The 23,697-nt window shown below is 67.6% G+C and carries 15 protein-coding genes and 1 pseudogene; 7 read left to right on the top strand and 9 right to left on the bottom strand.

The window, feature by feature from the left end:
- The first annotated feature begins 409 nt into the window (after positions 1-409).
- The 6 genes from CBR61_RS06780 to CBR61_RS06755 all read left to right on the top strand — a co-directional run bounded on the left by CBR61_RS06780 (position 410) and on the right by CBR61_RS06755 (position 6,664).
- On the top strand, positions 410-1,255 hold the full coding sequence (locus CBR61_RS06780; protein ID WP_157696524.1) for an alpha/beta fold hydrolase: 846 nt from the start codon (positions 410-412) through the stop codon (positions 1,253-1,255).
- Positions 1,245-2,714, top strand: coding sequence for a sensor histidine kinase (locus CBR61_RS06775; RefSeq protein WP_088913678.1), 1,470 nt, complete (start codon positions 1,245-1,247; stop codon positions 2,712-2,714). Before CBR61_RS06780 ends, CBR61_RS06775 begins: the two co-directional genes overlap by 11 nt.
- A 101-nt stretch (positions 2,715-2,815) precedes the next feature.
- The gene (locus CBR61_RS06770) at positions 2,816-3,196 is read left to right on the top strand and encodes a response regulator transcription factor (RefSeq protein WP_088913677.1); all 381 of its coding nucleotides are present in this window, start codon (positions 2,816-2,818) and stop codon (positions 3,194-3,196) included.
- Positions 3,193-4,197, top strand: coding sequence for a YaiO family outer membrane beta-barrel protein (locus CBR61_RS06765; RefSeq protein WP_088913676.1), 1,005 nt, complete (start codon positions 3,193-3,195; stop codon positions 4,195-4,197). Before CBR61_RS06770 ends, CBR61_RS06765 begins: the two co-directional genes overlap by 4 nt.
- Complete coding sequence (locus tag CBR61_RS06760) at positions 4,194-5,228, top strand: HEAT repeat domain-containing protein (protein ID WP_088913675.1); 1,035 nt, start codon at positions 4,194-4,196, stop codon at positions 5,226-5,228. Before CBR61_RS06765 ends, CBR61_RS06760 begins: the two co-directional genes overlap by 4 nt.
- Positions 5,225-6,664: a glycosyltransferase family 2 protein gene (locus CBR61_RS06755; protein WP_199797459.1), complete on the top strand. Its 1,440-nt coding sequence runs from the start codon at positions 5,225-5,227 to the stop codon at positions 6,662-6,664. The genes CBR61_RS06760 and CBR61_RS06755 overlap by 4 nt, the downstream gene beginning before the upstream one ends.
- Here CBR61_RS06755 and CBR61_RS06750 read toward each other — a convergent pair.
- The 8 genes and pseudogenes from CBR61_RS06750 to CBR61_RS06715 form a co-directional block, all read right to left on the bottom strand.
- On the bottom strand, positions 6,661-6,933 hold the full coding sequence (locus CBR61_RS06750; RefSeq protein ID WP_088913674.1) for an Hpt domain-containing protein: 273 nt from the start codon (positions 6,931-6,933) through the stop codon (positions 6,661-6,663). The two genes, CBR61_RS06755 and CBR61_RS06750, sit on opposite strands and share 4 nt — an antisense overlap.
- Positions 6,930-7,295, bottom strand: coding sequence for a response regulator (locus CBR61_RS06745; protein WP_088913673.1), 366 nt, complete (start codon positions 7,293-7,295; stop codon positions 6,930-6,932). The genes CBR61_RS06750 and CBR61_RS06745 overlap by 4 nt, the downstream gene beginning before the upstream one ends.
- A 392-nt stretch (positions 7,296-7,687) precedes the next feature.
- Positions 7,688-8,234 (bottom strand): annotated as a pseudogene (locus tag CBR61_RS06740) (transposase); the annotation flags it as partial.
- Between the two features lie 244 nt (positions 8,235-8,478).
- The gene (locus CBR61_RS06735) at positions 8,479-9,105 is read right to left on the bottom strand and encodes a hypothetical protein (RefSeq protein ID WP_088913672.1); all 627 of its coding nucleotides are present in this window, start codon (positions 9,103-9,105) and stop codon (positions 8,479-8,481) included.
- 174 nt (positions 9,106-9,279) lie between these two features.
- A complete protein-coding gene (locus CBR61_RS06730; protein ID WP_157696523.1) occupies positions 9,280-9,957 on the bottom strand; it encodes a hypothetical protein in 678 nt (225 codons plus the stop codon).
- An 82-nt stretch (positions 9,958-10,039) separates the two neighbouring features.
- Positions 10,040-10,966: an acetyl-CoA carboxylase carboxyltransferase subunit alpha gene (locus CBR61_RS06725; protein WP_088913670.1), complete on the bottom strand. Its 927-nt coding sequence runs from the start codon at positions 10,964-10,966 to the stop codon at positions 10,040-10,042.
- Positions 10,967-10,976: 10 nt separating this feature from the next.
- Positions 10,977-14,669 carry an SDR family NAD(P)-dependent oxidoreductase gene (locus CBR61_RS06720; protein ID WP_088913669.1) on the bottom strand — a complete coding sequence of 1,231 codons (3,693 nt, stop codon included), beginning with the start codon at positions 14,667-14,669 and terminating at the stop codon, positions 10,977-10,979.
- Positions 14,670-14,775: 106 nt separating this feature from the next.
- The gene (locus tag CBR61_RS06715) at positions 14,776-20,241 is read right to left on the bottom strand and encodes an AMP-binding protein (protein ID WP_324616830.1); all 5,466 of its coding nucleotides are present in this window, start codon (positions 20,239-20,241) and stop codon (positions 14,776-14,778) included.
- 360 nt (positions 20,242-20,601) lie between these two features.
- Between CBR61_RS06715 and CBR61_RS06710 the strand changes: the two genes are divergently transcribed.
- A complete protein-coding gene (locus tag CBR61_RS06710; RefSeq protein ID WP_088913668.1) occupies positions 20,602-22,794 on the top strand; it encodes a putative bifunctional diguanylate cyclase/phosphodiesterase in 2,193 nt (730 codons plus the stop codon).
- A gap of 114 nt (positions 22,795-22,908) precedes the next feature.
- On the opposite strand, the gene queF is transcribed toward CBR61_RS06710, so the two are convergent.
- Positions 22,909-23,382, bottom strand: coding sequence for a preQ(1) synthase (queF, locus tag CBR61_RS06705; RefSeq protein ID WP_088913667.1), 474 nt, complete (start codon positions 23,380-23,382; stop codon positions 22,909-22,911).
- Positions 23,383-23,697: the final 315 nt, after the last annotated feature.

The raw sequence follows: 23,697 nt of genomic DNA, 5'->3' as shown, positions 1-23,697 counted from the left end.
GGTCGTGGAGGGAACGAGCGGTGCAGCCGGTTTAATTCACGCCGGGGTCATTATTCGTGGGCCAGCGAGAAACGCCGTTACGCGGCCCATAAGGTAGTGAAGAATGGCGGCTCCCGACCCGGCTAAGGTCGTTCACATTGACCGGCAAGAATCGCACACTCCCACGCAAGCTCGCGATGATGTTTTCGGATGTGCGCCTACTCGGTGACAACGACTTGCGATGCGTGGAAAGTTATTTTCGTACGAAGCTTCTATGCTGCGGCCAGCATTCTTGCCTTGGCGAGGCGCTTACCTGGTACTCTCGGCCGAGCGGACGCTTTCGCGTCAACCGAACTACGCGATTGCCGCTGTGCGACAGTTGTCGCTATGGTTCGCGGCCGCATTTGTCGCTGCCGGAGGGAGAGGACCCATGACAGAACAGGGGCGATACAGGCAGTCCGACCAGTCGTCGCTGGACTTCGGCGGTCCGCTGGCTGCCCGGCACAAGGCCCGGCTGGTAGGCAGCGGTGCCCGGCTTGTTGTCTTCTCGCACGGCCTCGGCACGGATCAGAGCGCGTGGGACGGGATCATCGAACGGCTGCCCGATGACATCTCGGCCCTGGTCTTCGACCTGCCCGGTGCGGGGCCGCTGCTTCCCGCCGGCTTCGACCCCGACGACTACAGCTCGGTGGGCGACTACGCGGACGACCTCCTCAACCTGCTCGATGAACTCGGGATCGAGCGCTGCACTTATGTCGGGCACTCCGTGTCGGGCATGATCGGCGTACTCGCGTCCATCGAGCATCCGGCCCGTTTCGAGCAGCTCGTCCTTCTCAACGCGTCGCCCCGCTATCTGAATGCGGAGGGCTATGTCGGCGGGTTCGAGCAGGCGGAGCTCGACAGTCTCTTCACCGCAATGTCCGACAATTACCAGGCGTGGGTCGCAGGCTTCGCTCCGGCCGCCGTCGGGGTGGACGTGCCCGAAGCGATCATCGACTTCACGGCGGGCCTGCTCGCCATGCGTCCCGACGTGACTGCCAGGATCGCGCGGATGATCTTCACCTCCGATCTGCGCCACGTGCTGCCCATGGTCAGCGTTCCCACCCTCATGATCCATGCCCGCGAGGACATGGCTGTGCCGGCCGCGGTCGGCCAGTACCTGAACGAGCAGATCCCGGGCAGCCGCCTCGAATGGATCGATACTGCAGGGCATCTGCCTCACCTCGCCGCGCCCGACGAGGTCGCCGCCGTGCTGCGAGCCGCCCTTGCAGACTGACCTGCCGGCCGATGACAGCCCGGTTGCCACCGCGCGCGCGATCCTCCAGTTGCTCGTCGGGCCGGCGCCGAAGCAAATGGTCGCGCTTGTCGCCTCGTGCGAGAAGCCGGGGCGGATCCGTATCGAGGAGGCCTTTCCGCCTGTCCAGACCGTGGGCGAGACAATCGCCGCCCCCGATGGCCTTTGCGAGGAACAGCCGCGGCTTCTGGCAGTCGGCCAAGTCCGGGTGCCGCTCGCATGGACGGCGCTGTGCGGAGCGCGCCCGCTTGCGATCGCCGCAGTTCCGATCGCGGGCATCGGCCGGTTCCTGATCTGCGCCTCGGCACACGTGCAGCCCGATCTTGCCCTGATGGGCTACGCCGCCGAGACGATCAGCCGGCTGCAGGGCATGGGCCCGCTGACCGCGCGGGAGTATCATACCTCGCAGGGCCTGCAATCGCTGATCAACAACCTGCCTATCCCGCTCATCTTCGTGGATTCGCGCAACATCGAGGTGTTCCTCAACGAGCCGGCCCGCACCCTTCTGGAAATTCCGCGCGAGGGCCTCAGCAATCGCCGGGTTGCTGCCCGGCTGGCGCGGCTCGCGGCCGACGAGTTCCCGGCCAGCGGTGGCTTCGATCTCGCCAGCGCGCCGCATGAAGATTTTGCCTTCGAGATCGAGCGGGGCGAGCGTACCTACAAGGTCGAAAGCCGGTGGGTCGATGATGGCGTGCTGCTCGGCCGCATGTGGCTGTTCCGCGACGTGACCAGAGAGAAGGCCGCCGCCCGCATCAAGGACCAGCTGGTCGCCACCGTCAGTCACGAATTGCGCACGCCGCTGACGGCCATCATCGGCTCGCTTGGGCTGCTCCAGGGGGGCGCGGCGGGGGCGCTGACCGACCAGAGCGCCAAGCTGGTGACGATGGCACGCAAGAACGGCGACCGGCTGGTCAAGATCGTCAACGACCTCCTCGACATGGAGAAAATGCAGTCGGGCAAGATGCAATACACCTTCGCCCCCGTCGACCTAGGCGGACTGATCGGCGAGGTCGTGGTGCAGAACCTTCCCTACACTCAGGGTTTCGGAGTCGAGGTGCGCGTCGAGGCGGACGACGAGCCTGTAACAGTGCTCGCAGACGAGGGCAGGATCGCGCAGGTGCTCACCAACCTGATCTCGAACGCGGCCAAGTTTTCGCGGCGCGGCTCCGAGGTGATCCTGAGGCTCGAACGGGGCGCCGGTGTGGCCCGCATCAGCGTGATCGACAAAGGGCGCGGCATCTCCGAGGAGTTCAGGAAGCATCTTTTCGCGCGCTTCTCGCAGGACCGCGAATCTGCCGTGACCGGCCACCCGGGGTCGGGGCTCGGACTCGCGATCACGCGCAGCATCGTCGAAGCGCACGGCGGGACGATCCGCCTCGATGAGACCACGAAGATCGGCTCGACCTTTATGGTCGAGCTGCCACTTGCCAAAGGAGAATAAGACTTGGGGACGAGCACTGATCGTCGACAGAAAGCGGCGCCCTGCCGATTTGGCCGTGATTGTGCATTTGGAATTTAGACCCCGCAGCTAGGCTGTGCGCCATGAACCCGACCCGCCCGATCCTCATCGCCGATGACGAACCATTGCTCACGGAAATCCTCGAGTTCCGGCTGCGAGCCAAGGGGTACGAGACGGTGATCGCCCATAACGGGCGCGAGGCGCTCGCCCGGTTCGAGGAGCTTAACCCGGCGGCGGTGGTGCTCGACGCGATGATGCCGGTCCATGACGGGATGGAGGTGCTTCGGCGAATCAGGGCCCGCGAGACGGCAGGCGACGTACCGGTGATCATCCTTTCGGCGCGCCGAAATGAGGAGGACATCGTCCGCGCGCTCGAGATGGGGGCGAGCGACTACATGGTGAAGCCCTTCCTGCCCGAGGAACTGCTGGTGCGCCTCAAGCGGCTGCTGGACGCCCGGCCGTGAGGCTCGTCCTTCCCGGATTGCTGCTGGTGCTGGCGGGCCCGCTGGCGGCGCAGGAGGCGGAGAGCAGCTACGAGGCTGCGGTCGCTGCCCGGCTGGCCGGCGACAACGCGGAGGCGGTGCAGCTGCTCGACCGCTGGATCGCCGCCCATCCGCAGGACAGCGATGCTTTGGTGCAGCGCGGCTATGCCCACCTCGCGCTCGGTAACCCCCGCGCGGCGGAGCGCGATTTCCGCGCCGCGCTGGCCCTCGCCCCGGACTATGCCGATGCGCGTGCCGGGCTCACGCTGGTAGCCGAGCGGCGGGAGGAGCCGCGCGGCGGCTACCTTATTGCTGGTGGCGCATGGAGCGACCTTGATTCAGGCGCGCGCGACTGGGGTGAGGCGAGCCTCACCGGCGAGGCCCCCGTTGCGCAGGCGCTCTCGGTCGGCGGCCGGGCGAGCTGGTACCGGCGCTTCGGCCTCGAAGATGTCGAACTCGAAGGCCGCATCGCCGCCCGACCTTCGGAAAACGTCTGGCTGCGGGCGAGCGTCGGGGGAACGCCGAACGCCGACTTCCGACCGGAACTGGCGCTCGGCGCGGGTACGGATGTGCGGATTGCGCAGGGGCCGCAGGCGACCGTGCTGTCGCTCGACGCCGCGTGGCAACGCTTCCCGCTGGAGGAGATCGTGACCGTCTCGCCGGGCATCACCCAGTACTTCGGCGGGGGGCGTTGGTGGGGCACCCTGCGGGGGATCGGGATCGTGCCGCAACAGGGCGATCTCGAGGTCGGCGTGCTCGGGCGGATCGATCATGCACCCGACGAGCGACACCGCTATTTCTTGGGTGCGGTCAATGCGCCTGACACGAACCTCGGGGTCGTCAGCCGCGTAACCTCTTTGTTCGCCGGGGCGGAGCTGCCGCTCTTGGCAGGGATCTCGCTTTTGCCGGCGATCTCGCACGAATGGCGCGAAGCCGGTCCGGACCGGACCGAGCTGCGGCTTGAAGTGAAGGCCGCCTTTTGACGACGCTTCTGGCGATCTGGCAGCTTTCTCTGCTGCTGTGCACCGTCGCGCTGCTAGCGCTTGCCTCGATCCTGATCGCGCGGCTGTTCGCCGAGCGGCGCGATACCCGGCGCGTCGAAGAGCGACGCCGGGTATCGCGAGCGCTGATGGGCGTGTCCGACGAACCGGCCGATCCGCCGAGGCGGCGCCTCGAACGCAAGGAGGCCGCGCGGCTCGCGCTCGAACTCGCCGAACTCGTCCGCGGCCCCGACCGCGCGGCGCTACTCGCCAATGCCGAGCAGCTCCGCATCCCGCGCGTGCTGTGGGAGCGCAGCGTCAGCAGCACGCCGCAGGAACGGCTGCTGGCGGTGGAGGCGCTAGCCATGTTTCCCTCGGGCCGGGAGCGCGCGCGCGAGATGCTGCGCGACCGCAATGCCAACGTCCGCCTCGGCGCGGCGCTCGCGCTGGCGCAGAACGAGGCCGCGCCGCCTGCGGGGATGCTGGTCCGGCAGCTCGGCCTCGGCACCACCGAACGTTCGCTGCTCATCGGTTCGCTGATGCGCGATCTGGTGGAACACGACCCGGCCTCGGTCGAAGCGCTGCTGGCTGACAAAGAGGCCAGCGACGCCATCAAACTCGCCGCTGTCGATGCGCTGGCGGCCAGCGGCCGGGCCGAGCACGCGCCGCTGGTCGCGCGGATGGTCGAGCAGGCCGCGCAGGACGGCGATTTGCTGCCGCGCATCTTCCACGCCATGGGGCGGATCGGCCATCCTTCCGGCCATCCCACGATCCTGCGCGGGCTTTCGCATCCCGCCTGGGCGGTCCGCGCCGCGGCGGCGCAGGCGGCAGGAACCAGCGCGCTGGTCGAGGCTGTCGAGCCGCTCGGCGGGCTGCTCGGCGATGAGACATGGTGGGTGCGGTTTCGCGCCGGCGAGGCGCTGTGGCGCCTCGGCCCGCGCGGCCATGCGGTGCTAGAGCGCATTGCCGCCGGTACCGACGAGATCGCCAGCCGGGCGGCACGGCTGACCCTGGAGGAGCGGCGCGGCGCATGAATTTCGAACCCGCCGCCTGGGCGCGCGACTGGATGCTCGATTCGGCGCAGGCCATCGCGCTGGTGGTGATCGTCACCGGTCTCGCCCAGACCGCCTTCTACATCGTGCAGCTCGTCTATGCCGCAATCGCGCTCCACAACCGCCCGCCGGTGCCGCGCGGGGCGACGCTGTGGCGGCGCTATTCCGACCAGGCGCCGCCCATCGCCGTCATCGCGCCCGCCTACAACGAGGAGTTGACCGTGGTGGAGAGCGTGCGCTCGCTGCTCGCGCTCCATTATCCAAGCTTCGAGGTGCTGCTGGTCAACGACGGGTCGAAGGACGGCACGCTCGCGCGGGTGATTGCCGAGTTCGGTCTGAAGCGGGTGGGATGCTACATCGACGACAGCGTCACGCACCAGCCGATCCGCGGCTTTTACGCCAGCCCCGATCTGCCGCGCCTCCTGGTCATCGACAAGGAGAACGGCGGCAAGGCCGATGCGCTCAACGCCGGGATCAACGCCGCGCGCTCGCCGCTGTTTTGCGCCATCGACGCGGACTCGATCCTCGAGACCGACGCGCTCCTGCGCGTGGTGCGCCCCTTCATCGACTATCCCGACAAGACCGTCGCGGTCGGGGGCACGATCCGGATCGCCAATGGCTGCACGATCGACACGGGCCGCGTGACCGGCGTGCGGCTCCCGCGCAACTTCCTCGCGCTGGTGCAGATCATGGAATATCTGCGCGCGTTCCTTATGGCCCGCCTTGCGCTGGGGCAGATGCAGGCGCTGACCGTGATCTCGGGCGCCTTCGGCCTGTTCAGCCGGCAGCGCGTGGTCGAGGTCGGGGGCTACAGCCACGGCACGGTGGGCGAGGACATGGAGCTCGTCATCAAGCTCCACCGCCACATGCGCGACCTCAAACTGCCCTACCGCATCGACTTCATTCCCGAGCCGGTGTGCTGGACCGAGTGCCCCGAGGATCTGGGCGTGCTAGCTCGGCAACGCAGCCGGTGGCAGCGCGGGGCGCTCGAGTGCTTCGTCAAGCACCGCGACATGACCTTCAACCCGCGTTACGGCCGGATCGGCTTCGTCGGCTTCGGGCATATCGTTCTGGTCGACGTGCTGGGGCCGCTGATCGAGGTGCTCGGCTACATCCTCGTGCCGCTGCTGTGGGGGCTGAAGCTGCTGGCCCTGCCTTGGCTGCTCGCCTTCCTCGCGGCGACCTTCACCTTCGGCATCGCGATCAGCGCGCTGACCTTGATCCTCGAAGAGGTGCAGCTGCGCCGCTTTCCTCGCGCCCGTGAACTTGCGATCCTGGCGCTGATCTCCGTGATCGAAAACCTCGGCTACCGGCAGCTCTCCAACGTCTGGCGGCTGAAGGGCTGGTGGCAGTTCTTGCGGCGCGAGCAGGGCTGGGGCGCGATGACTCGCAAGGGCTTCGGCGGAACGACGGCCTAGCTGCGCGCGCGCTCGATCGCGGCGATCAGCTGGAAGAGCTGCCCCGCGTAATCGGCACCGCTGCGTGCGGTTTCCTCGAGCTCCAAGGCCGCCTCGCCGACTTCCGGCGCCCCTAACATGCCGGCGAGCCCTGCAAGCTTGTGGGCACGGTCTATAACCGTCTCCCTGTCGCGCCGCGTCCAGGCAGTGCGGAGAGCCTCGACTTCGCGCGTGAGCCGGCCTGCGAATTTCGCCCGCAGCGGCGCCAGCCATTCCTCGTCGGCGCTCATCCGAGGAACTCGCGCACCTGCTGCGCGAGGGTCATCGGATCGAAGGGCTTGGCAATTACCCCGCGCGCGTCGAGCGTCGCGAATGTCTGCAAGTCCTGGGCTTGCGCACGGGCTGTGATGAAGACGACCGGCAATTCCGCCGTCAGGGGGGCCATGCGCAGGCGAGCGAGCGTCGCGGGACCGTCCATACCGGGCATCATCACGTCGAGCAGGATGAGATCGGGCAGCCAATCTGCAACCGTCGCGATAGCCTCGACGCCGCTCGCAGCGGTCCGCACTTCCAGATCGGGGTCGAGCGAGAGCGCGAGCAGGGCGATCTCGCGAAGGTCAGGCTCGTCGTCGACGTACAGAATGCGGTTCATGGGACGCACCGTACACTTCTATCGCAAGCAATTCCATGAGGGCAGCGGATGAGAAGGGAGTCGCGAAATCGGTGCATTCGGGCACGCACGGTTTGTCGGCTTCTGACAGAACCCGCCGTTGCATACGTTGCTTTGGAATGGCAGCTAAGTCCCAGATCCAGTGATCCGGGGCTGAACGGGCCACCTATCCGGATTTGGACGATTGGAAGGGCAGCTAACATGACGAGGTTAGGGTGCTAGTCACTGACCATGATGGACACCTCGAAGAACCGTCTGGTTTTGATCTGACGACGGCGCGAGATGTCTGATCGTGGCTTTGGGTCCGTGAAGGTTGGCATTTCCGGCCTCGCTTCCTTGGTTTTCGGAGCGCCGCTCTGCGCCCCGTTTTCGCGCTACGCGGGCGCACTTCGCTTCTCGAGCCAAGCGAGCCGCTGGAAGTTATAGGCCAGGTTGGCCATCCCGATCTTGATCCTTGCACGGGCGATACCGATGGTGCGGATAAACAAACGCATACGGTGCTTCTGGCCCGCGAACACGTGCTTGACTGCCGAGCGAACAGCAGAGCGCTTGGCATTTGCTCTGGCGATGTGCGCGGGCAGCGGCCGACGCGGCATGCGATTCTGGTGGATGTTGCTCTTGAACATGCCCCGCTCGAGGAACACTTCGTTCTTCTTCGAGTGATAGGCCGTGTCGGCCCACACGCGCGAGCCGGTGTTCTGCTTGCTGATCAGCTCCGGCAGCCATGTGCCATCATGAGCGTTGGCCGCGCTGGCATTCCAGGTGCGGATCAACCCATGGACCCGATCTATGCCGGTGGTATTTGTAGCCGAACATCGGGATGGCAAGATCCACCGGCTTGAAGCTCCTGGGATCAGCACCCTCCTTGACCTTGGCCTTGGAGTATTTGACCGTCCAGCGCGCATCGCGGTCCTTCTGACGGAGGGCGAAGGCTTAGCTCGAAGCCAACATAGCGCCGAGGGGAGAAATTTTGAGACTGCAACTTCAGACTGCTATTAATGGCCCAACGCACGTCTGTGGGGAGAAAAGCGGTCCCGCAGCGATAACAGTTTTCCCGCCCCCTAGGTAGGACCCGCAATTTTCCCGTGCCCTGCGGTTACTTTGTTGCGCCATCGCAGCCGTGCCCCGCTGGTCGGCAGAGCACGGCGCGACGGGCGGGGCACTGTCAGCCACGTAGGACCGGCAGGAGCTTGGCCTCGATGGTGGCGACGCTTCCGAGAATAGCCTTGCTGATGTCGCCTTCTCCCTCACACTTCCAGTCGCAGAGGTTGTTCCGGACTTTCATGTCTAGATCACGATCGATCCCGCGATCATGGATGTAGGCTTGGATTTCCACGGTGAGCACCCAATGCTGTCGGCCAAGCTCACCGAGAGCAGCCTCGACCTCGGGACCGAAGAGAGCCCGCGCCAATGGGCCACACTCAGCCAATCGGTCGAAGCGTTCGGAAAAATGGTCTAGCCTATCGATGTAGACTTGGCCTTGCTCGTGCTGGCGCTTCTGTTGCTCTGTGAGATCGCTCCACCGCTGATCTTCGGACAGCTTGGCGCGGGCGCGATCAAGCTCGAAGCCATGTAGCAACGGCGACCGCACCGCCTGGAAAGCGTCGACCACCTGATAGGCAGAAACGAGGCATTCCTGTGCGTGCGCCTCTTCCCTCTCGTTCACCCGCTTCTGCTTCCACTCTCTAAGCGTGCCGGTTGCCCGGTGTGTGGCCCAGAGGACGGCCGCAGCGCTCAACAAGCTGCCCCAACCTGACAACGCCGTGCCGGTGATAGTCCAATCAATTGCCATTGGTTTCCCCGTGATGCTTGGCGCGGTCTGCCATTAGCCGCGATCAATGCCTAGGGCCCACCAGTTGGGGGCCAGACAGGGGGCCATTTCTGAGAGAGCTTGCGCCATAGCAAGGAAAAGCATGAGCTTAAGCCGCCTATGCGGCTCCGACAGCCGCACCGCCACCACCTTTCCTCACCGCTCGTCGGCAAAAGTCACCTGCGCGGCCTCGGTCACGTGGACCCAGACCTGGTAATAGCCGACTTCGTGCTCGCCATAGAAATTGGCGATGGGCCGCGGCGAACCCAGAGGCGAGTCGATCCAGTTGCGGCGCACCTCGCCCTCCACGATCAGCCGGCGCCCGCCGAGCCGCTGCATCATCGTGAACATGTTGAGGTCCGGCACCCCCTCGCCGTAGCAGGCCTTCACCGTGATCTGCCCGTCGACCACATCCGCCGCGCCGCACCCGCGTGCCCGGCGCAGCAGCGCGTGCAGGGCCTCGGGCTCGAAGGCGATGGTGAGCGTGCCGAGCGTGGCGTAATCCCGCCGCGAGTTGACGAACAGCATGGTGCCGAGCTGCCCCTGGAGGCTCTGCCCGCCGCCGCGCACGTCGAGCAGGAATCGGCCTGCGCGCGCCTCACCCTCGCCCAGCGCGAGCGCCATCGCCGTTGCCTCGCCCGGGGTGATGCAGCCGGGTTCGCAATCGGGAAGGTCCGCCCGCGCGGCCTTGAGGGAGGCATCGGCCTCGGCCAGACCGGCGAGCTGCGCCGGGCCGAGCGCGTCCCCGGCGGCCCGCAAGGGAGGCGCGGCAAGAGCAAGGGTGACGAGGGCGGCCGCCGCGGCCGCGCGCAGGACGGCAGGTGACTGTGTCATCGTGCAGGCTGATGCATGGCGCGTGGCACCTTGGCGGGCGGCCCTGAACACGTGGTGAATCCGTCACCCTTGCGGGCCGCCCCTAGCCGAGGCGCAGGAAAAACTCCTCGCGCTCGCGGCGCAGTTCCGCGGGGGTCATGGCGGCGAGGGTGTCGAGTTCGGCGCGCAGGGCCAGGGTCAGGCGCTTGACAGTCTCGGCCGGATCGCGGTGCGCGCCGCCGCGGGGCTCGTAGACGATGCGGTGGATCACGCCGAGCTTGAGCAGATCGCCCGCCGTCACCCGCATCGCCTCGGCAGCCGTGGCAGCCTGCGCGGCGCTGCGCCACAGGATCGAGGCGCAGCCTTCGGGGCTGATCACCGAATAGACCGCGTGCTCGAACATCAGCACGCGGTTGGCGGCCGCGAGCGCCACCGCCCCGCCCGATCCGCCCTCGCCGATGATCACCGCGACGAGCGGCACCCCGAGCGCAAGGCAGGCCTCGGTCGAACGGGCGATGGCCTCTGCCTGTCCGCGCGCCTCGGCATCGACGCCGGGGAACGCGCCCGGGGTGTCGACCAGCGTCACCACCGGCAGGCCGAAGCGGTCGGCCAGTTCCATCAGGCGGATCGCCTTGCGATAGCCCTCGGGCCGCGCCATGCCGAAATTGTGCTTGAGCCGCCCGGGCGTGTCCTCGCCCTTGACGTGGCCGATGACCATCACCTTGCGCCCCTCGAAGCGCGCAAAGCCGCCGATGATCGCCTGATCGTCGCCGAAGGTGCGATCGCCTGCGATGGGCAGGAACTCGCTGAACAGCCCGGCCACCAGCTTCTCGAACCGGGGCCGCTGCGGGTGGCGGGCGACCAGCGTGCGCTCCCACGGGGAGAGGCGGGCGTAGGTGTCCGCGAGCAGCTTGTCGGCCCGCTCGGCGAGCATCCGCGCCTCCTCGGTGCCCTCGGGATGGGCAGCGAGTTCGGCAACGTGCTTGTCGAGCGCCTCGATCGGCTTTTCGAAGGGCAGGTACTGGATCATGCCCGCCAGCTTATACCGTCATCGACATCCCGCGATAGATGCGTGCGCGATAGCGCGAATCCTCGGCATCGGGCAGCGGCGCGCCGACCAGCAGGACCGCACGGGCGAAACGGCGCACCTCCTCGAGATGCTCGTCGAGATCGCGCGGTTCTTCGGATTGGACGCGGCGGGTGAGGTTGATCTGGTTGACCGGCACATCGTGCACCAGCCGCTCGTTCTCGACCGCGAGCGTGGCGGTAAAGGCATGGAGCGTGGTCTTGATGAAGTTCGCCAGCGCGAAGGCCGGGGACTTGTCGCCCATCGGCACGTCGGGGCTGGTCAGCACAAGCTGGCAATCGTCATACAGCGAAGCGCGGCGCGAGACGCGGAAATGGTGGGTGAGGTTGTCGGCCACCACGCTGCGGAATTCCTCGGGGGTGAGCGGATCGTCGGTGGCGAACAGCTTGCCCGGCAGTGCCGACATCGGGGTCGAGAGGATGGTGGTGGGCTTGCCCCAGGCGAGCAACGCCTCGTCCATCGCGGCTTCGATGTCGGTGGTCTTCACCAGCGAGGTCAGGGCCTCGGCGGTCTCGGGTTCGAGCTGCGCCTTGATCGCCTCGAAGGCTTCCGCCGTTCGGGTGATGACCACCACGTTGGCCGCGTGGCAATCCTCGATGAAGGCGCGCGCGGTTTCGGCGAGGTAGTCGGCGAGGTGCTCGCCGATGATCCACACAGTCTTGCCGCGCATCTGGTCGAGGCGTTCCTGCTTGGGGCTGCCGAACAGCTCGCGCTCTGTGGTCGAGCGTTCGACGCTGAGGCCGCCCGAGGGCATGAAGGTCTCCCCCGAAACGGCGCGGTCGGCGAGGAAGAAGACGGTCGCCTGCGCGACATCATGCTCGGTCGGCATCTTGCCGAGGTAGAGCTTGGAGAGTACCCCGCTGCCGACCTTGTTCGCCTCGACGGCGATCTTGTCGGCGGGGAGGAAAGGCGCATCCTCGGGCGGGACGCGCAGCAGCCAGTCGCCGTCCTCCTCGGGCTTGCGCTCCGACCATTCAGGCGCATCGAGGAACAGGCCTGCCTGCCTGAGGCGCGCCACCAGCGCGGCGGCGATCTGGGGGGTGAGGAGATACTGGTCCCAGGTGCAGGTGCCGTCCCCCTCGCGCGCGCAGGCGAGCGCCAGCTCGCGCAGTTCGTGCGGGTTGTTGGTGTCGTGGCTCATCTTGACGGTGTCGTTGCGGGCGAGCCGCGCGAGCACTGCCTCCACGCGCACCCCGCGCCGGATCGCCTTGATCGCGGCGGCGTGGACGGCATTGAGGCGCTTGTTCTCGAGGATCAGCTTGCCGCGCCGCTCGAACAGGCCGGGCTTGCCGCCGGTGCCCGACAGGCGGTCGCCATCGACCGGCCCCGGCGCGATGGCGTTGAACTGCACCTCGGGGCCGAGATAGCGCGCCATGCTCTCGACCATCGCGCGCTGCCCGGCCTTGGAGACGGCGTAGTCCGCGCGATTGGGATAGGCGACCGCGAGATACTTCTCGCCGCCGAAATAGGACGAGACGTTGAGGATGTAGCCCGATCCTTGCGCCTTCATCAGTGGGGCGACGTGGTGCATCAGGAAGTAGTTCGACACGAGGTTCGCATCGAGCGTGTAGTTCCAGGCGTCGACCCCCATGTCGACCACCATGTCCTCCGCCCCCGCGACCCCGGCGTTGTTGATGAGGTAGTCGATCCGCCCGAAGGCCTTCAGCGTGGCGTCGACCGCGCCCTTGAGGCTCTCGAAATTGCTGACGTCGACGTTGGCGAGGGTCTGCACCCGGCGCTCGACGCCCGCGAAACCGATGTCCTCGAGCTCCGAGACGATCCGCGCCCGCGCTACGGCAAGCTCGCTTTCGCGGCGGGCGACCATCATCACCTTGCCGCCCGCCAATGCGAGCAGGCGCGCGACCTGTCCGCCGATCCCGGCCGAACCGCCGGTGATGAGCGCGACCTTGCCGAGGTGCAGGCCGGTGATGTTCTCGGAGAAGCCCGGCATCGCCTTGCGCGCCCCGGTCGCCTCGCCGATGTTCGCCGGGACGTAAAGCGTGATCTCGCCGAGCTTGCTCTCCTTCAGCAGGATGCGCGCTGCGTGGCCGGCGGTGAAGCGGATGTTCTCGGCCTCGGTGTTGGTGAAGCGAACGATCTGGTTGCCCCACTCCGCTTGCCGGCGACGCCCGTGCGCGGTGTCGATCTCGCTCTCGTCGCGCCAGATGCGGATCAGCTGTTCGGTCGCGGCGCGCAGGATGTGGCCGTAGATGTCGCCCTTCCCGTCGCTGGCATGGCTGACGAAGACGAAACGCGGCGGCTGCAAGAGGTTGTCGTGCCGCTTCCAGTAACGGCTCATGGTGCGCGCGAGCGCCATGTTGCCGGCGAGTTCGGCATCCATCAGCGCCTCGACCACGCTGTCGTCCGCCGCCGTGATCGCGCCGCTGAGTTCGCCCGCGCCCAGAGCGGGGAGGAACAGCGCACCGCTGACCGGCGTGCCGCCCTTGGTGTAATCCTCGAGCGCGGCTTCCATGCCGGCCGGGTCCTTGCGGCTGAAACGGATGATCGCGAGTTTGTCGCCGAGGCCCAGCGCTTTGCAGCGCTTCTCGGCGATGGCAACGTCGGCGGCGCGCGGCAGGCCGAGCACCACGCTTGCCCCGCAAGCGAGCTGGACCTGCGCGATCTCGAGCGCCTCCTCCCAGTCGTCTCCGGCCGCGATCAGCACGGCCAAGCCCGTGCCGTCCATCGAGCGCATGGTGGGCCGCGCGAGGTAGGTGGAGCGCTGTTCCTTGCGCACGCTCATCCCGTGGGTGACCTCGAAATCGTGGCCGTTGTAGGCCGCGCTCTCGTCCGAGCCGAGGAAGACGCAGGTGGTGGCGATGTCGGTCGGTGTCGGGAAGGTCTTGGCCTTCTCGTTCCCGCCGGTCGCACGTTCCAGCGACATCATGTCGAAGAACTGGTTGGCGGTCGTGCCCGCCTCGTCCCCGCGCGCGGCGTCCATCGCGGCAAAGACGTTGCGGATGCGCTCGCTCTCGATCGGGCCAGGGTAGACGAGGTTGACGCGGATTCCCTTGGGACCGAGCTCCAGCGACAATTCGCGGCTCCACGCATTCATCGCCGCCTTGGGGACGACATAGGCCGCGCGCGCGTAATAGGGCGTGCGGCTGAAGATGGTCGATACGTTGATGATCGAGCCGCCTTCGGGGATGTGCTCGGCCGCGACGCGCGCGACGTTCCACGCAACGCCGAAGATGTTGCGCAGCGCATCGCCTACGGTCTCGCTGTCGGTGCTGCCGGTCTTCTGGAGCGCGGCCAGCTCTTCCGCCGAAAGCGGCAGGTTCTCGATCGGCTGCTTGGGCCCGGCGCTCCCGGCGTTGTTGACGAGAATGTCGATCCGCCCGAACTGCTTGACCACCTCGGCGATCGCCGCGCGGACCGAGGCGATGTCGCCCCCGTCGAGCGCCACGGTTGCGAGCCGCGCCGGATCGGCGCCGGTCGCCTTGAGCAGTGCCTCGGCGGCCGCCTTGGTGCGGTCGGGCGTGCGGCCCGTCATCACCACGGTTGCGCCTTCTGCAAGATAGTGCGTGACGATATGCCCGCCGAGGTTCCCGGCCGCGCCGGTTACGACCGCGATCTTGCCGGCGAGACGGCCGGGGATATCGCCCTGGAGGGCAGGCGCAGCAGCAGCGGCTTTGGACTTCGCCATAGGACTCTCCTCACAGAAAATTGCCGCGAAGCCGCGCTTCGCTTTGCACTTCGTTCAAACCCTGGGGAGGAGAGTTAAGAACGTTTCAAAAACCGCAACGCGCGGGTCAGGCTTCCGGTTCCCCGGGACTTGCAGATGCCGCGCCCGAGGCCGCCCACGCTTCGAGCAATGCGTCGCGGCTCCTGAGGCCCATTTCGGGGAGCGCATGGTTGACCACATAGGTCGATCCGGTGTGCCGGTTGTCCCACATCGCCTGGTGCGCTTCCGGCAGGCCCTCCCACGGCACCACCTCGGGCTCGGTCACTTCGAGCAGGCCCGCCGCGATCATGTCATTCATCCGCGCGACCTCGTAGGCGTTGCACAGGTGCGTGCCGAAGATCTGCGCGGTCGGCATGTAGATGCGCCGCTGGCGGGTCCACACCTGCGGGGCGTAGAAAGTGAAGCGGCAGCCGGTGAGGTCTTCCGCAAAAATCACGCGGCCGGTGAAGGGCTTCACCAGCGAGGTCGAGATGCCGAGCGTGTCCTGCCCGGCGCGTTCGAACACCAGATCGGGGCTGCCGCGCGGATTGTCGGGCGAGCGCAGGATCTTGCCGACCGCCGAGCCGAAGGGCTTCATCACCCGGTCCTGGTAGTCGCGCACGGCGGCCTTGAAGACCTCGATGTCGGCCTTGGCATCGGGCAGGCGCGGCATGGTGTCGGGCCAATGGAAGTTCGCCCCCTCGCGGCGGCGGATGCTCTCGAGGCTGACGATGCCCTCGATCGCGTCCTCGAGGCCCAGCGATTGCAGGAACTCGCGCTGCCCGTCGGTGGTGGTGGCGATGACCGAGCGGGCGTTGAAGCGGCGGGCGGCTTCGATCATTTCGAGCCCGGTCTCGTCGAGCAGGTCGGAGGAGCCGGGGCCGTAGAAGATCAGCACCGCCTCGCCGCCCCTGAGCTGCGCACGGCGGAGCATCTCCTCGGGCGAGGCCGTCCCCGGCTTGCCCATGAAGCTGAAGTGGTAGCCCGACGACGCGCCGTAGAAGGCGAGCGTGCCGCCTTCGGCGAGCAGCTGGAACGAGCGCGGGAAGGCGGTCTCACCTGCGTGGCTCACCACGTAATCGGCAAGCTTGCCGCCGTTCAGCGCCTTGTATTCCTCGACCAGCGGTGCGCCTGCGGCTTCCCACGCGATGGCCTCGGCCTTGTCCTCGGGCACGACGGTGTAGAGGTCGGCAAAGCGCCCATCCTTGCGGTTGATCGCCCCGACCGCGCCCTGCACCTTGGTGATGAAGGCCGCGCGCTCCTCCGAGGATACCAGCCCCGTCACCTGCAAGCCGGTGCGCACCGAGGAACGCAGCGCATCGAGTCCCGTCCCCGTCGCCGCGCCCTCGACGAACAGCGTCCGCCCCGGCGCGATCTGCAAGGTGGTGAACAGGCAGCGGGCAATCGTGCCCAAGTTCAGCACATAGCTCCCCGCCTGCTCCAGCGTCAGGTCGGGCGGCACCTTGTGCATCTGCGGCGCCTGCACCGTCAGGAACTGCGCGTGGCTGCCGGTCTCGGTCTCGTAGCCCTGGATGCTGAAGTCGGCATACATCGGGTCATTGCCGACCAGCGGGCTCAGGAGATCGTTGGTCCCCGAATACACGGTGACCAGATCGCCGACCTTGATCCGCCCCTGCGCGCGGGTCTCGGAACCGAGCGCCGCGACCAGCGCGATGCCGCCCGATCCGGTGATCTGCACGTCTTCCTCATGCGCATCGAAGGGCGAGACGGGGATACCGGTCAGCGCCCAGATGTCGTTGAAGTTAACCTCGCTCGTCAGCATGTAGAGCAGCGCCTCGTTCGGCGCGGGCTCGGGGGTCTTGACGATCAGCTCCTTCTCGTGGCTCGCGGGCGGGCCGAAGCGGGGCTGACCGGTAGCGGGATCGCGGGCGATGCCGAAGGCATATTGCCACGGCGGGATCGGGGTGACGCCCGGGTAGAAGGGCGCGCCGACGGGGAGCAGATCGCCCGCTGCCTCGAGTGCCTGTGCGCGCATCTCGTGCTCGGCGTCGATCCACACCCCGTCGCGGCGGACGGGGAGCGGGGGGGCGACCTTGTCGATGAACTGGCGGATGCCGGTCTTCCCGCCCTCGGGATCGACGATGGCTTCGGCGAAGAGCCGCGCCTCGCGCGCCGTCCCTTGCGTGATGCCATGCTCCAGCCCGGTGCGCACCGCGTCCAGCGCCCGGGCACCCGCGATATCGCGGCCTGCCCATTCGAGCTGCCGCAGGATACGCTGGAGGAAATCGTCTTCCAGCACGGCATCGAGATCGACCTCTGCCGCGCTTTCCCAGCGCGCGGTCGCCGCCTGCCGCTCCGCGAAGGCGCAGCCGAGCGCACTGCCCGGCCCGTGCTTCACGAAATCGCGCACGGCGGCGTGGGCTGCCGAAAGCGCATCCTCGGCACCGTCGACCAGCTGATCCACCAGCCTGATGTTCGCCGCCTGCTCGGCGGTGATGCTCCGCCCGCCGAGGATCAGGTCGAGCGCATCGCGCACGCCTTCCGCGCCTCGTCGGTCGGCGAGCAGGCGCGGCAGGCGCTGGGTGCCGCCGTAGCCGGGAAGCAGCCGCAGCCGGATTTCCGGCTGGCCGAAGCGCGCCACCGGCTCGGCAACGCGGTAGTGGCAGGCGAGCGCGAACTCCATGCCCCCGCCCAGCGCCACCCCCTGCACCGCCGCGACGCAGGGCTTGCTCATGCTCTCGATGGTGCGGAAGGCGAGGTGCGCGTTGTTGGGGAGCACCATCGCTTCTTCGACCGTGTGGATCTCCTCGAGCATCTGGCGGATGTCGGCCCCCGCGACGAAGGACGAGGTGCCCTCGCCGGTGAAGACCACCGCCACCACGTTGTCGTCGCGCGCGAGGGTGGAGGTGACCAGCACCAGTTCGTCGATAGCGCGTTCGTTCAATGCATTGACGGGCGGATTGGTGACCGTGACGGTCGCGACCTGCTTGCCCGGCGCAACCGTGTTGTACTGCACGAGGAAATAGCGGTGCCGGTCGAACAGCGCCTGCTCGTCGCTCATGCGCTGCTTTCGCTGCCAGTCGGCGATAACGCGCTGCAATTCATCCAGCGCCTCGGGGTTGCGCAGCGTCGTGACGTCGCCGACATCCTCGCCCACCACCAGCGCGCGGACCATGCGGCGCATGTATTTGCCGCTGCGGGTCTCGGGGAACTGGCTGACCTCGATGAAGTCCGCCGGCACCGCGACCGCGCCTTTCTCGGTGCGCACCAGATCGAACAGACGGCGCTTGTCCTCGTGCGTGAGCTTCCGTCCTGCGACCGGCACCACGAAGGCGAGCGGGGTCAGTCCCTTCTCGCGGTGCGGCGCGCCGACCACAAGAACGTTGCCGACCGGCGAATCCGGCGCAAGCGCCTTGTCGCGCAACACCGCGCCCTCGATCTCCTCGGTGCCCATGCGATGGCCCGAGACGTTGATCACGTCATCCGAGCGACCGTGGAGCGAGAAGGAGCCGTCGGCGTGCTGGATAGCGAAATCGCCTTGGGTATAGGCCCAGGCACCCTTCCAGCGCCGCCAGTAGCCTTCCTCCCAGCGCTTGGCGTCCCCGCGCCAGGCGGGATCGACGCGGCCGTCCTCCACCTTGAAGCCCGCGATGTCGCCCCAGATGGTGCGCGCGAGGTAAGGGTAAGGCGCGGCGATGACGATTTCGCCCTTCTCTCCCACCTCGGCCCTGCGCCACGGCACGCCGCCCTCGCCGGAACGGGCGAAGGGGGCCTCGCCGCCCTGACCCGCCTCGTCCTCGACCCAGACATCGCCGACGATCCACGGCAGCGGATAGGCGTGCGCGTCGGGGCGCAGCGGGAAGTCGTCGTTCGCGAACATGTGCGTCCAGGCGATCCCGCCGTGCTCGGTCGCCCAGTAGGAATTGATGTAGCGGGGCGTAACGTGCTCCATCCCGAAGGCCTGCACCGATGGCGAGACAGGCTCGGCACAGAAGGTCGCCACCCTCAACCCGCTCATGTCGTAGCGCTGCACTTCGGCGAGGTTGTCGGGATCGCTCATCACCGACTTGAGGAAGGTCACGCCGGCCTTGAAGATCTTCACCCCGTGCCGCTCGATCATCGAGGCGAAGCGCCCCGCGTGGGGAAAGACCGGCGAGCCTTCCGAGACCAGGCTCGTCACGCGCGTCATCAGCGGCGCGCAGATCAGGTAGCTCTGCCCCGTGATCCAGCCCGGATCGGCGACCACGAACAGCGTGTCGCCGGCCCGCGCGTCGAAGCTCACCTTCATCGTCTCGGCAACGCCCGCGGCATAGCCGTGGCTGTGGACAATCCCCTTGGGCTTGCCGGTGCTGCCCGAGGTGTAGATGAAGAACATCGGGTAATCGGCATCGACCGGCATCGGCTTCGACGAAGCCCAGATCGCGCGCACGAAGTCGCCGTCCGGCAATGCCATCAGTTCCGCTTCCGACTGCACGGCGAAGCCTGCCGCGCGCGCCTTCTCCAGCACCGTGCCGAGCGCCGCCTCGGTCAGCTCGTGGCTCCAGCGGTCGCGTTCCTCGCGCCAGATCATGTCGGGCTGGTGAGTGTGGCGGCACACGATCACCGCCTCGACCCGCGGCGGCAGGGTGACGAGGCTCGAGGCAATCGCGATCCGCACCCGCGCCGCGTCAGCCGAGGTGATGCGGCCCTCGCCGCCGAGCTGGATCAGCGCCTTGCCGACGCCGCGCATCACGTCCGAACGGTCGACCGTGATCTCTCCAGCGAGCGCCTCGCGCACCGCGGCAAGGATGGTGTCGTGATCCTCCGCCGCCAGTTCGAGATCGAGCCCGCCGAGGATCTCCAGTGCCGTCGTCACCGGCACGAAATTGTCGAGCGCCGGATCGGTGTAGGCGTTCTTGAAGGCCGCGACCTGCGCGTTGCGGTAGGAGCCGTCGCTGGTGACGATCACCCGCGCCCCGGTGTCGGCGATCCGGTCCGAGAGGGTCTTGTCGGAAAAGCCCCCGAACACCGCCGTGTAGACCACGCCCATGCGCTTGGCGGCCTCGGTCCAGTAGATCTGGGGCACGATGCTGGGCATGTTCAGCGCCATGCGGTCGCCCGGCTTCAGCCCCAGCGCCTCGAGCGCCACCGCGCACTTGGCGACCTCGAGCAGCAGCCGCTTGCGGCTGACAGTGAAGCAGTCGATCGGGGCGCCCTTGCCGCCGTTGGCGGACATGTCCCAGCGGTCGCCCTCGAACACCAGCGCGGCTTCGGCCCCGTGTCCGGCGAGCACGTGGCGGTCGAGTTCGGAGAAGGCCGCGTTGGTGCGCCCACCCACGAACCAGCGCCAGTGCGGCGGAGTGGAGCCGTCGAAGCCGGTGTGCCAGGGGGTGAAGCCCTCCGCCAGATCGGGAGCAACCGGAGCGGCGGTGGCGGCGTCCCATCCGGTCCAGCGCCCGTCCTCGCCCTTGGCCAACCACGCGCCTTCAGCTCCGCAATCGGCCACGAACCAGTGCATGTTCCGCGCCGCGATGGCACCGTGGAACGCGCCCGGATCGGCGAGCGCGGCCGCGCGCATCGCCTCCCAGTCGGCGCGGGTGGCGACGGGGTTCACCAGGTCATCGGGCTTGCTCGCCAGCAGAGTGTCGACAGAAATGACGCAGTCCCCCCGATTGTCGCAAAGTTCGCAAGGGCGCGGTCCCCAACGCCGGTGGTGATGTAGCAAAATTACGCAAGGCAGCCGTGCATCGGCAAGAAAATGCCCCACAGTTGCACAAACCGATAACGCTGCGAAACCCGAACGGTTCCGCATCACTCGCCGCTGGCCTGCCTCGATCTGTCGTGCGCCGCCATGCCAGTGGGCGCGTAACGCTTTTTCAACGACGTTCGTCCTATGGCGGGCCATCCTGCGTGGACGATCCGCCCTGCGCCGGAGCAAGCACGCCTCGACACGGATTGCGGACAAGGATTGGGCATGCCACTCAGTTTTCGCAAAGCTTCCAGCAGCCCCAGGGGGCAAGCGTCCGGGCGACGCAGCGCCGGGTCCCGCGGCGCGCCCGATCGCGGGGCGGTGCTGAGCGAGGTCGAGGAACTCGGCGTCGGGATGTTCTGGGCGACCGATGCCGAGGGCAATCTCAGCTTCCTCTCCCAGCGTGCGCTCGACGATCTCGGGGCAAGCGGCGAGAGCATGATCGGCAAGCCGCTCACCCGTGTCTTCTACGATATCGACGAAGAAGCCGGCGCGCCGACCCAGCGCAGCCTCGCCTTCAAGCTCAACGCCCGGTCCAAGCTCGAGGAGCAGATCGTCGCCGTGCCCGACGGGCGCGGCGCGACGCGCTGGTGGCGACTCAACGGGCGGCCGCTGACCGATGCGGGCGGCACCTTCCGCGGCTATCGCGGCAGTGCGGTCGATATCTCGGCGCAATATGCCTACGAGACCCAGGTCGCGCGGCAATCCCAGGTCGACGAGCTGACCGGGCTCGCGAACCGGCGCAAGCTGAACGAGCGCCTGTCGGCGATGCTCGCCGCCTTCCGCATCACCCAGCGCAGCTGCGCGCTGATGATGATCGATCTCGACCGCTTCAAGCAGGTCAACGACACGATGGGCCACCCCGCGGGCGACGAGCTTCTCAAGCAGGTGGGGCAGCGCCTCACGTCGATCGTCGGCAATCACGGCGAGGTCGGCCGCCTCGGCGGCGACGAATTCCAGGTGCTGCTGCCCGACATGGATGACCGCGGCACGCTCGGCGAGCTGGCCAACCGCATCGTCCAGTCGGTGTCCCAGCCCTACCAGATCAACGGTCGCCGGGCGATCATCGGCACCTCGGTCGGGATCGCGGTCGCGCCCTATGACGGGGTCGAGGCCGACGAGCTGACCCGCGCGGCGGACATGGCGCTCTATTCCGCGAAGGAAACCCGCGGCGGCACCTTCTGCTTCTTCACCAGCGAGCTGCGCGACGCCGCATCCAAGACCGCGATTCTGGGCGACCGGCTGCGCGACGCGGTCGACCGCGACGAGCTGCGGCTCGCCTACCAGCCGCTCGTCGACCCCGTCACCAACGAGGTCAAGTGCTTCGAGGCGCTGCTGCGCTGGCACGACGAGGAACAGGGCGACATCAGCCCGTCGCAGTTCATCCCCGTCGCCGAGAACGACGACCTCATCATCCGCATCGGCGAGATCGCGCTGCGCCAGGCCTGCATCGATGCGCTCGCCTGGCCCGAGACGATCCGGGTGGCGGTCAACGTGTCGGCCAAGCAGTTCATCCGTCCCGGCTACCGCAAGGCGGTCGCCGCCGCGTTGGCCGCCTCGGGCCTGCCCCCGCAGCGGCTCGAACTGGAGATCACCGAGAGCGTCTTCGTCGGCGATCTCGAGACGGTCGACGCGATCTTCCGCGATCTCAAGAAGCTGGGGGTGCGCCTCGCGCTCGACGATTTCGGCACGGGCTACTCATCGCTCGGCTATCTCAAGCACGGCCATTTCGACAAGATCAAGATCGACCAGAGCTTCGTGCGCGGCTGCACCGAGAACGGCGACATCAACCCCGCGATCATCGCCGCGATCGTCGCGCTGGCCAAGGCGCTGGGGATGGAGACAGTGGCCGAAGGGGTCGAGGCGATGGACGAGCTCGCGCTCGTCAAGGAGCGCGGCGCCGACCTCGTGCAGGGCTACATCTTCTCGCGCCCGATGACGCAGGAGCAGGTGCTCGCCCAGTTCGCCGAGGGTTCGGGCACCTTCCGCCCCAGCGGCCCGCCGCGTCACCGCTCGGAACGCATCACGATCTTCCGCAAGGTCGGGCTGATCCACGAGGACCACTACTACGACGTGATCCTGCGCAACCTCTCCAAGACCGGCGCGCGGATCAACGGGCTGGCCGGGGTGCCGGTCGGGACCGAGGTGGTGCTCGATCTCGGCCACGGGCAGCTGGTGGTTAGCAAGGTCGCCAATGCCACCGAGAACAGCCAGGGCCTGAAGTTCGAGACCCCGCTGATCTCCGACGGCAGCGGCGGGTTCATGACGCGCCACCGCATCTCGCCCTACTCGCTCGCCGAGGCCGGGATTCCGCTCGCGGCGCTCGGTGCCGGCGCCTTCCCGCTGGCCAAGTGGCGGGAGGCGAACAAGTCGGTGCCGAAGTTCGTGCAGCTCGAACTGAGCGTGCCGGGGGCCTGATCCGGGCCCCGCTGTTTCACGTGAAACGCTTCGGATCGACGAAGCGCCTCGCAACGACACCGCGATGACCGGACGATGATCACGCGACGACGGCGTGATGCGCCCCGATACAGCCTACCCGCGCCCGCGATAGGACGGCACGCCCTGGTCGGGCAGCCATAGCCCCTCGGGCGGCGCACCCGATTGCCAGAACACGTCGATCGGAATGCCGCCGCGCGGATACCAGTAGCCGCCGATGCGCAGCCATTGCGGGCGCATCTCCTCGAACAGGCGCACCCCGATGCCCACGGTGACGTCCTCGTGAAAGCCGTTGTGGTTGCGGAACGAGCCGAGGAACAGCTTCAGGCTCTTGCTCTCGACAATCGTCTTCCACGGAACGTAGTCGATCACCAGATGGGCGAAATCGGGCTGGTTGGTCACCGGGCACAGCGAGGTGAACTCGGGGCTGACGAAACGCACCAGATAGGTGAGGCCGGGGCGCGGATTGGGGACATAGTCGAGCACCGCTTCCTCCGGCGAGGCGGGGAGCGGGGTTTCCTTGCCGAGGAACTGCGGGGTCGGCCTGGCGGGAGGGGGTGTGCTTTCCATGCCGCGCTGTTGCCGCGTTCCGCCGCAGCGCGCAAGGCCGGAACTGGCGCGGGGCGAGCGGCGGGCCTATGGGGGGGCGATGTCGGGACAGGCGCGGTTCAGACCCGCCCCCGCACATACCCGCCCACCCCCTTTGTCGCCCTGCCAACCCACGCCCGGAACGCCGCCGCGCCATGATCCTCCGCCCGACCCCGCTTCCCGTCATCGCCCGCCTGTCCGCCGCCGCCCTTCCCGCAGCCGCGCTGCTGGCGCTCGCCGCGCCGCTTGCCGCGCAGGAGACGCCGGGGAGCTTCGAGCTGCCCCCTGCCAGCCCCT

The organism is Porphyrobacter sp. CACIAM 03H1, from assembly GCF_002215495.1.
GTDB lineage: Bacteria > Pseudomonadota > Alphaproteobacteria > Sphingomonadales > Sphingomonadaceae > Erythrobacter.
Note: the sequence above shows the minus strand (reverse complement) of the source record. Positions and strands in the feature narration are given on the sequence as shown.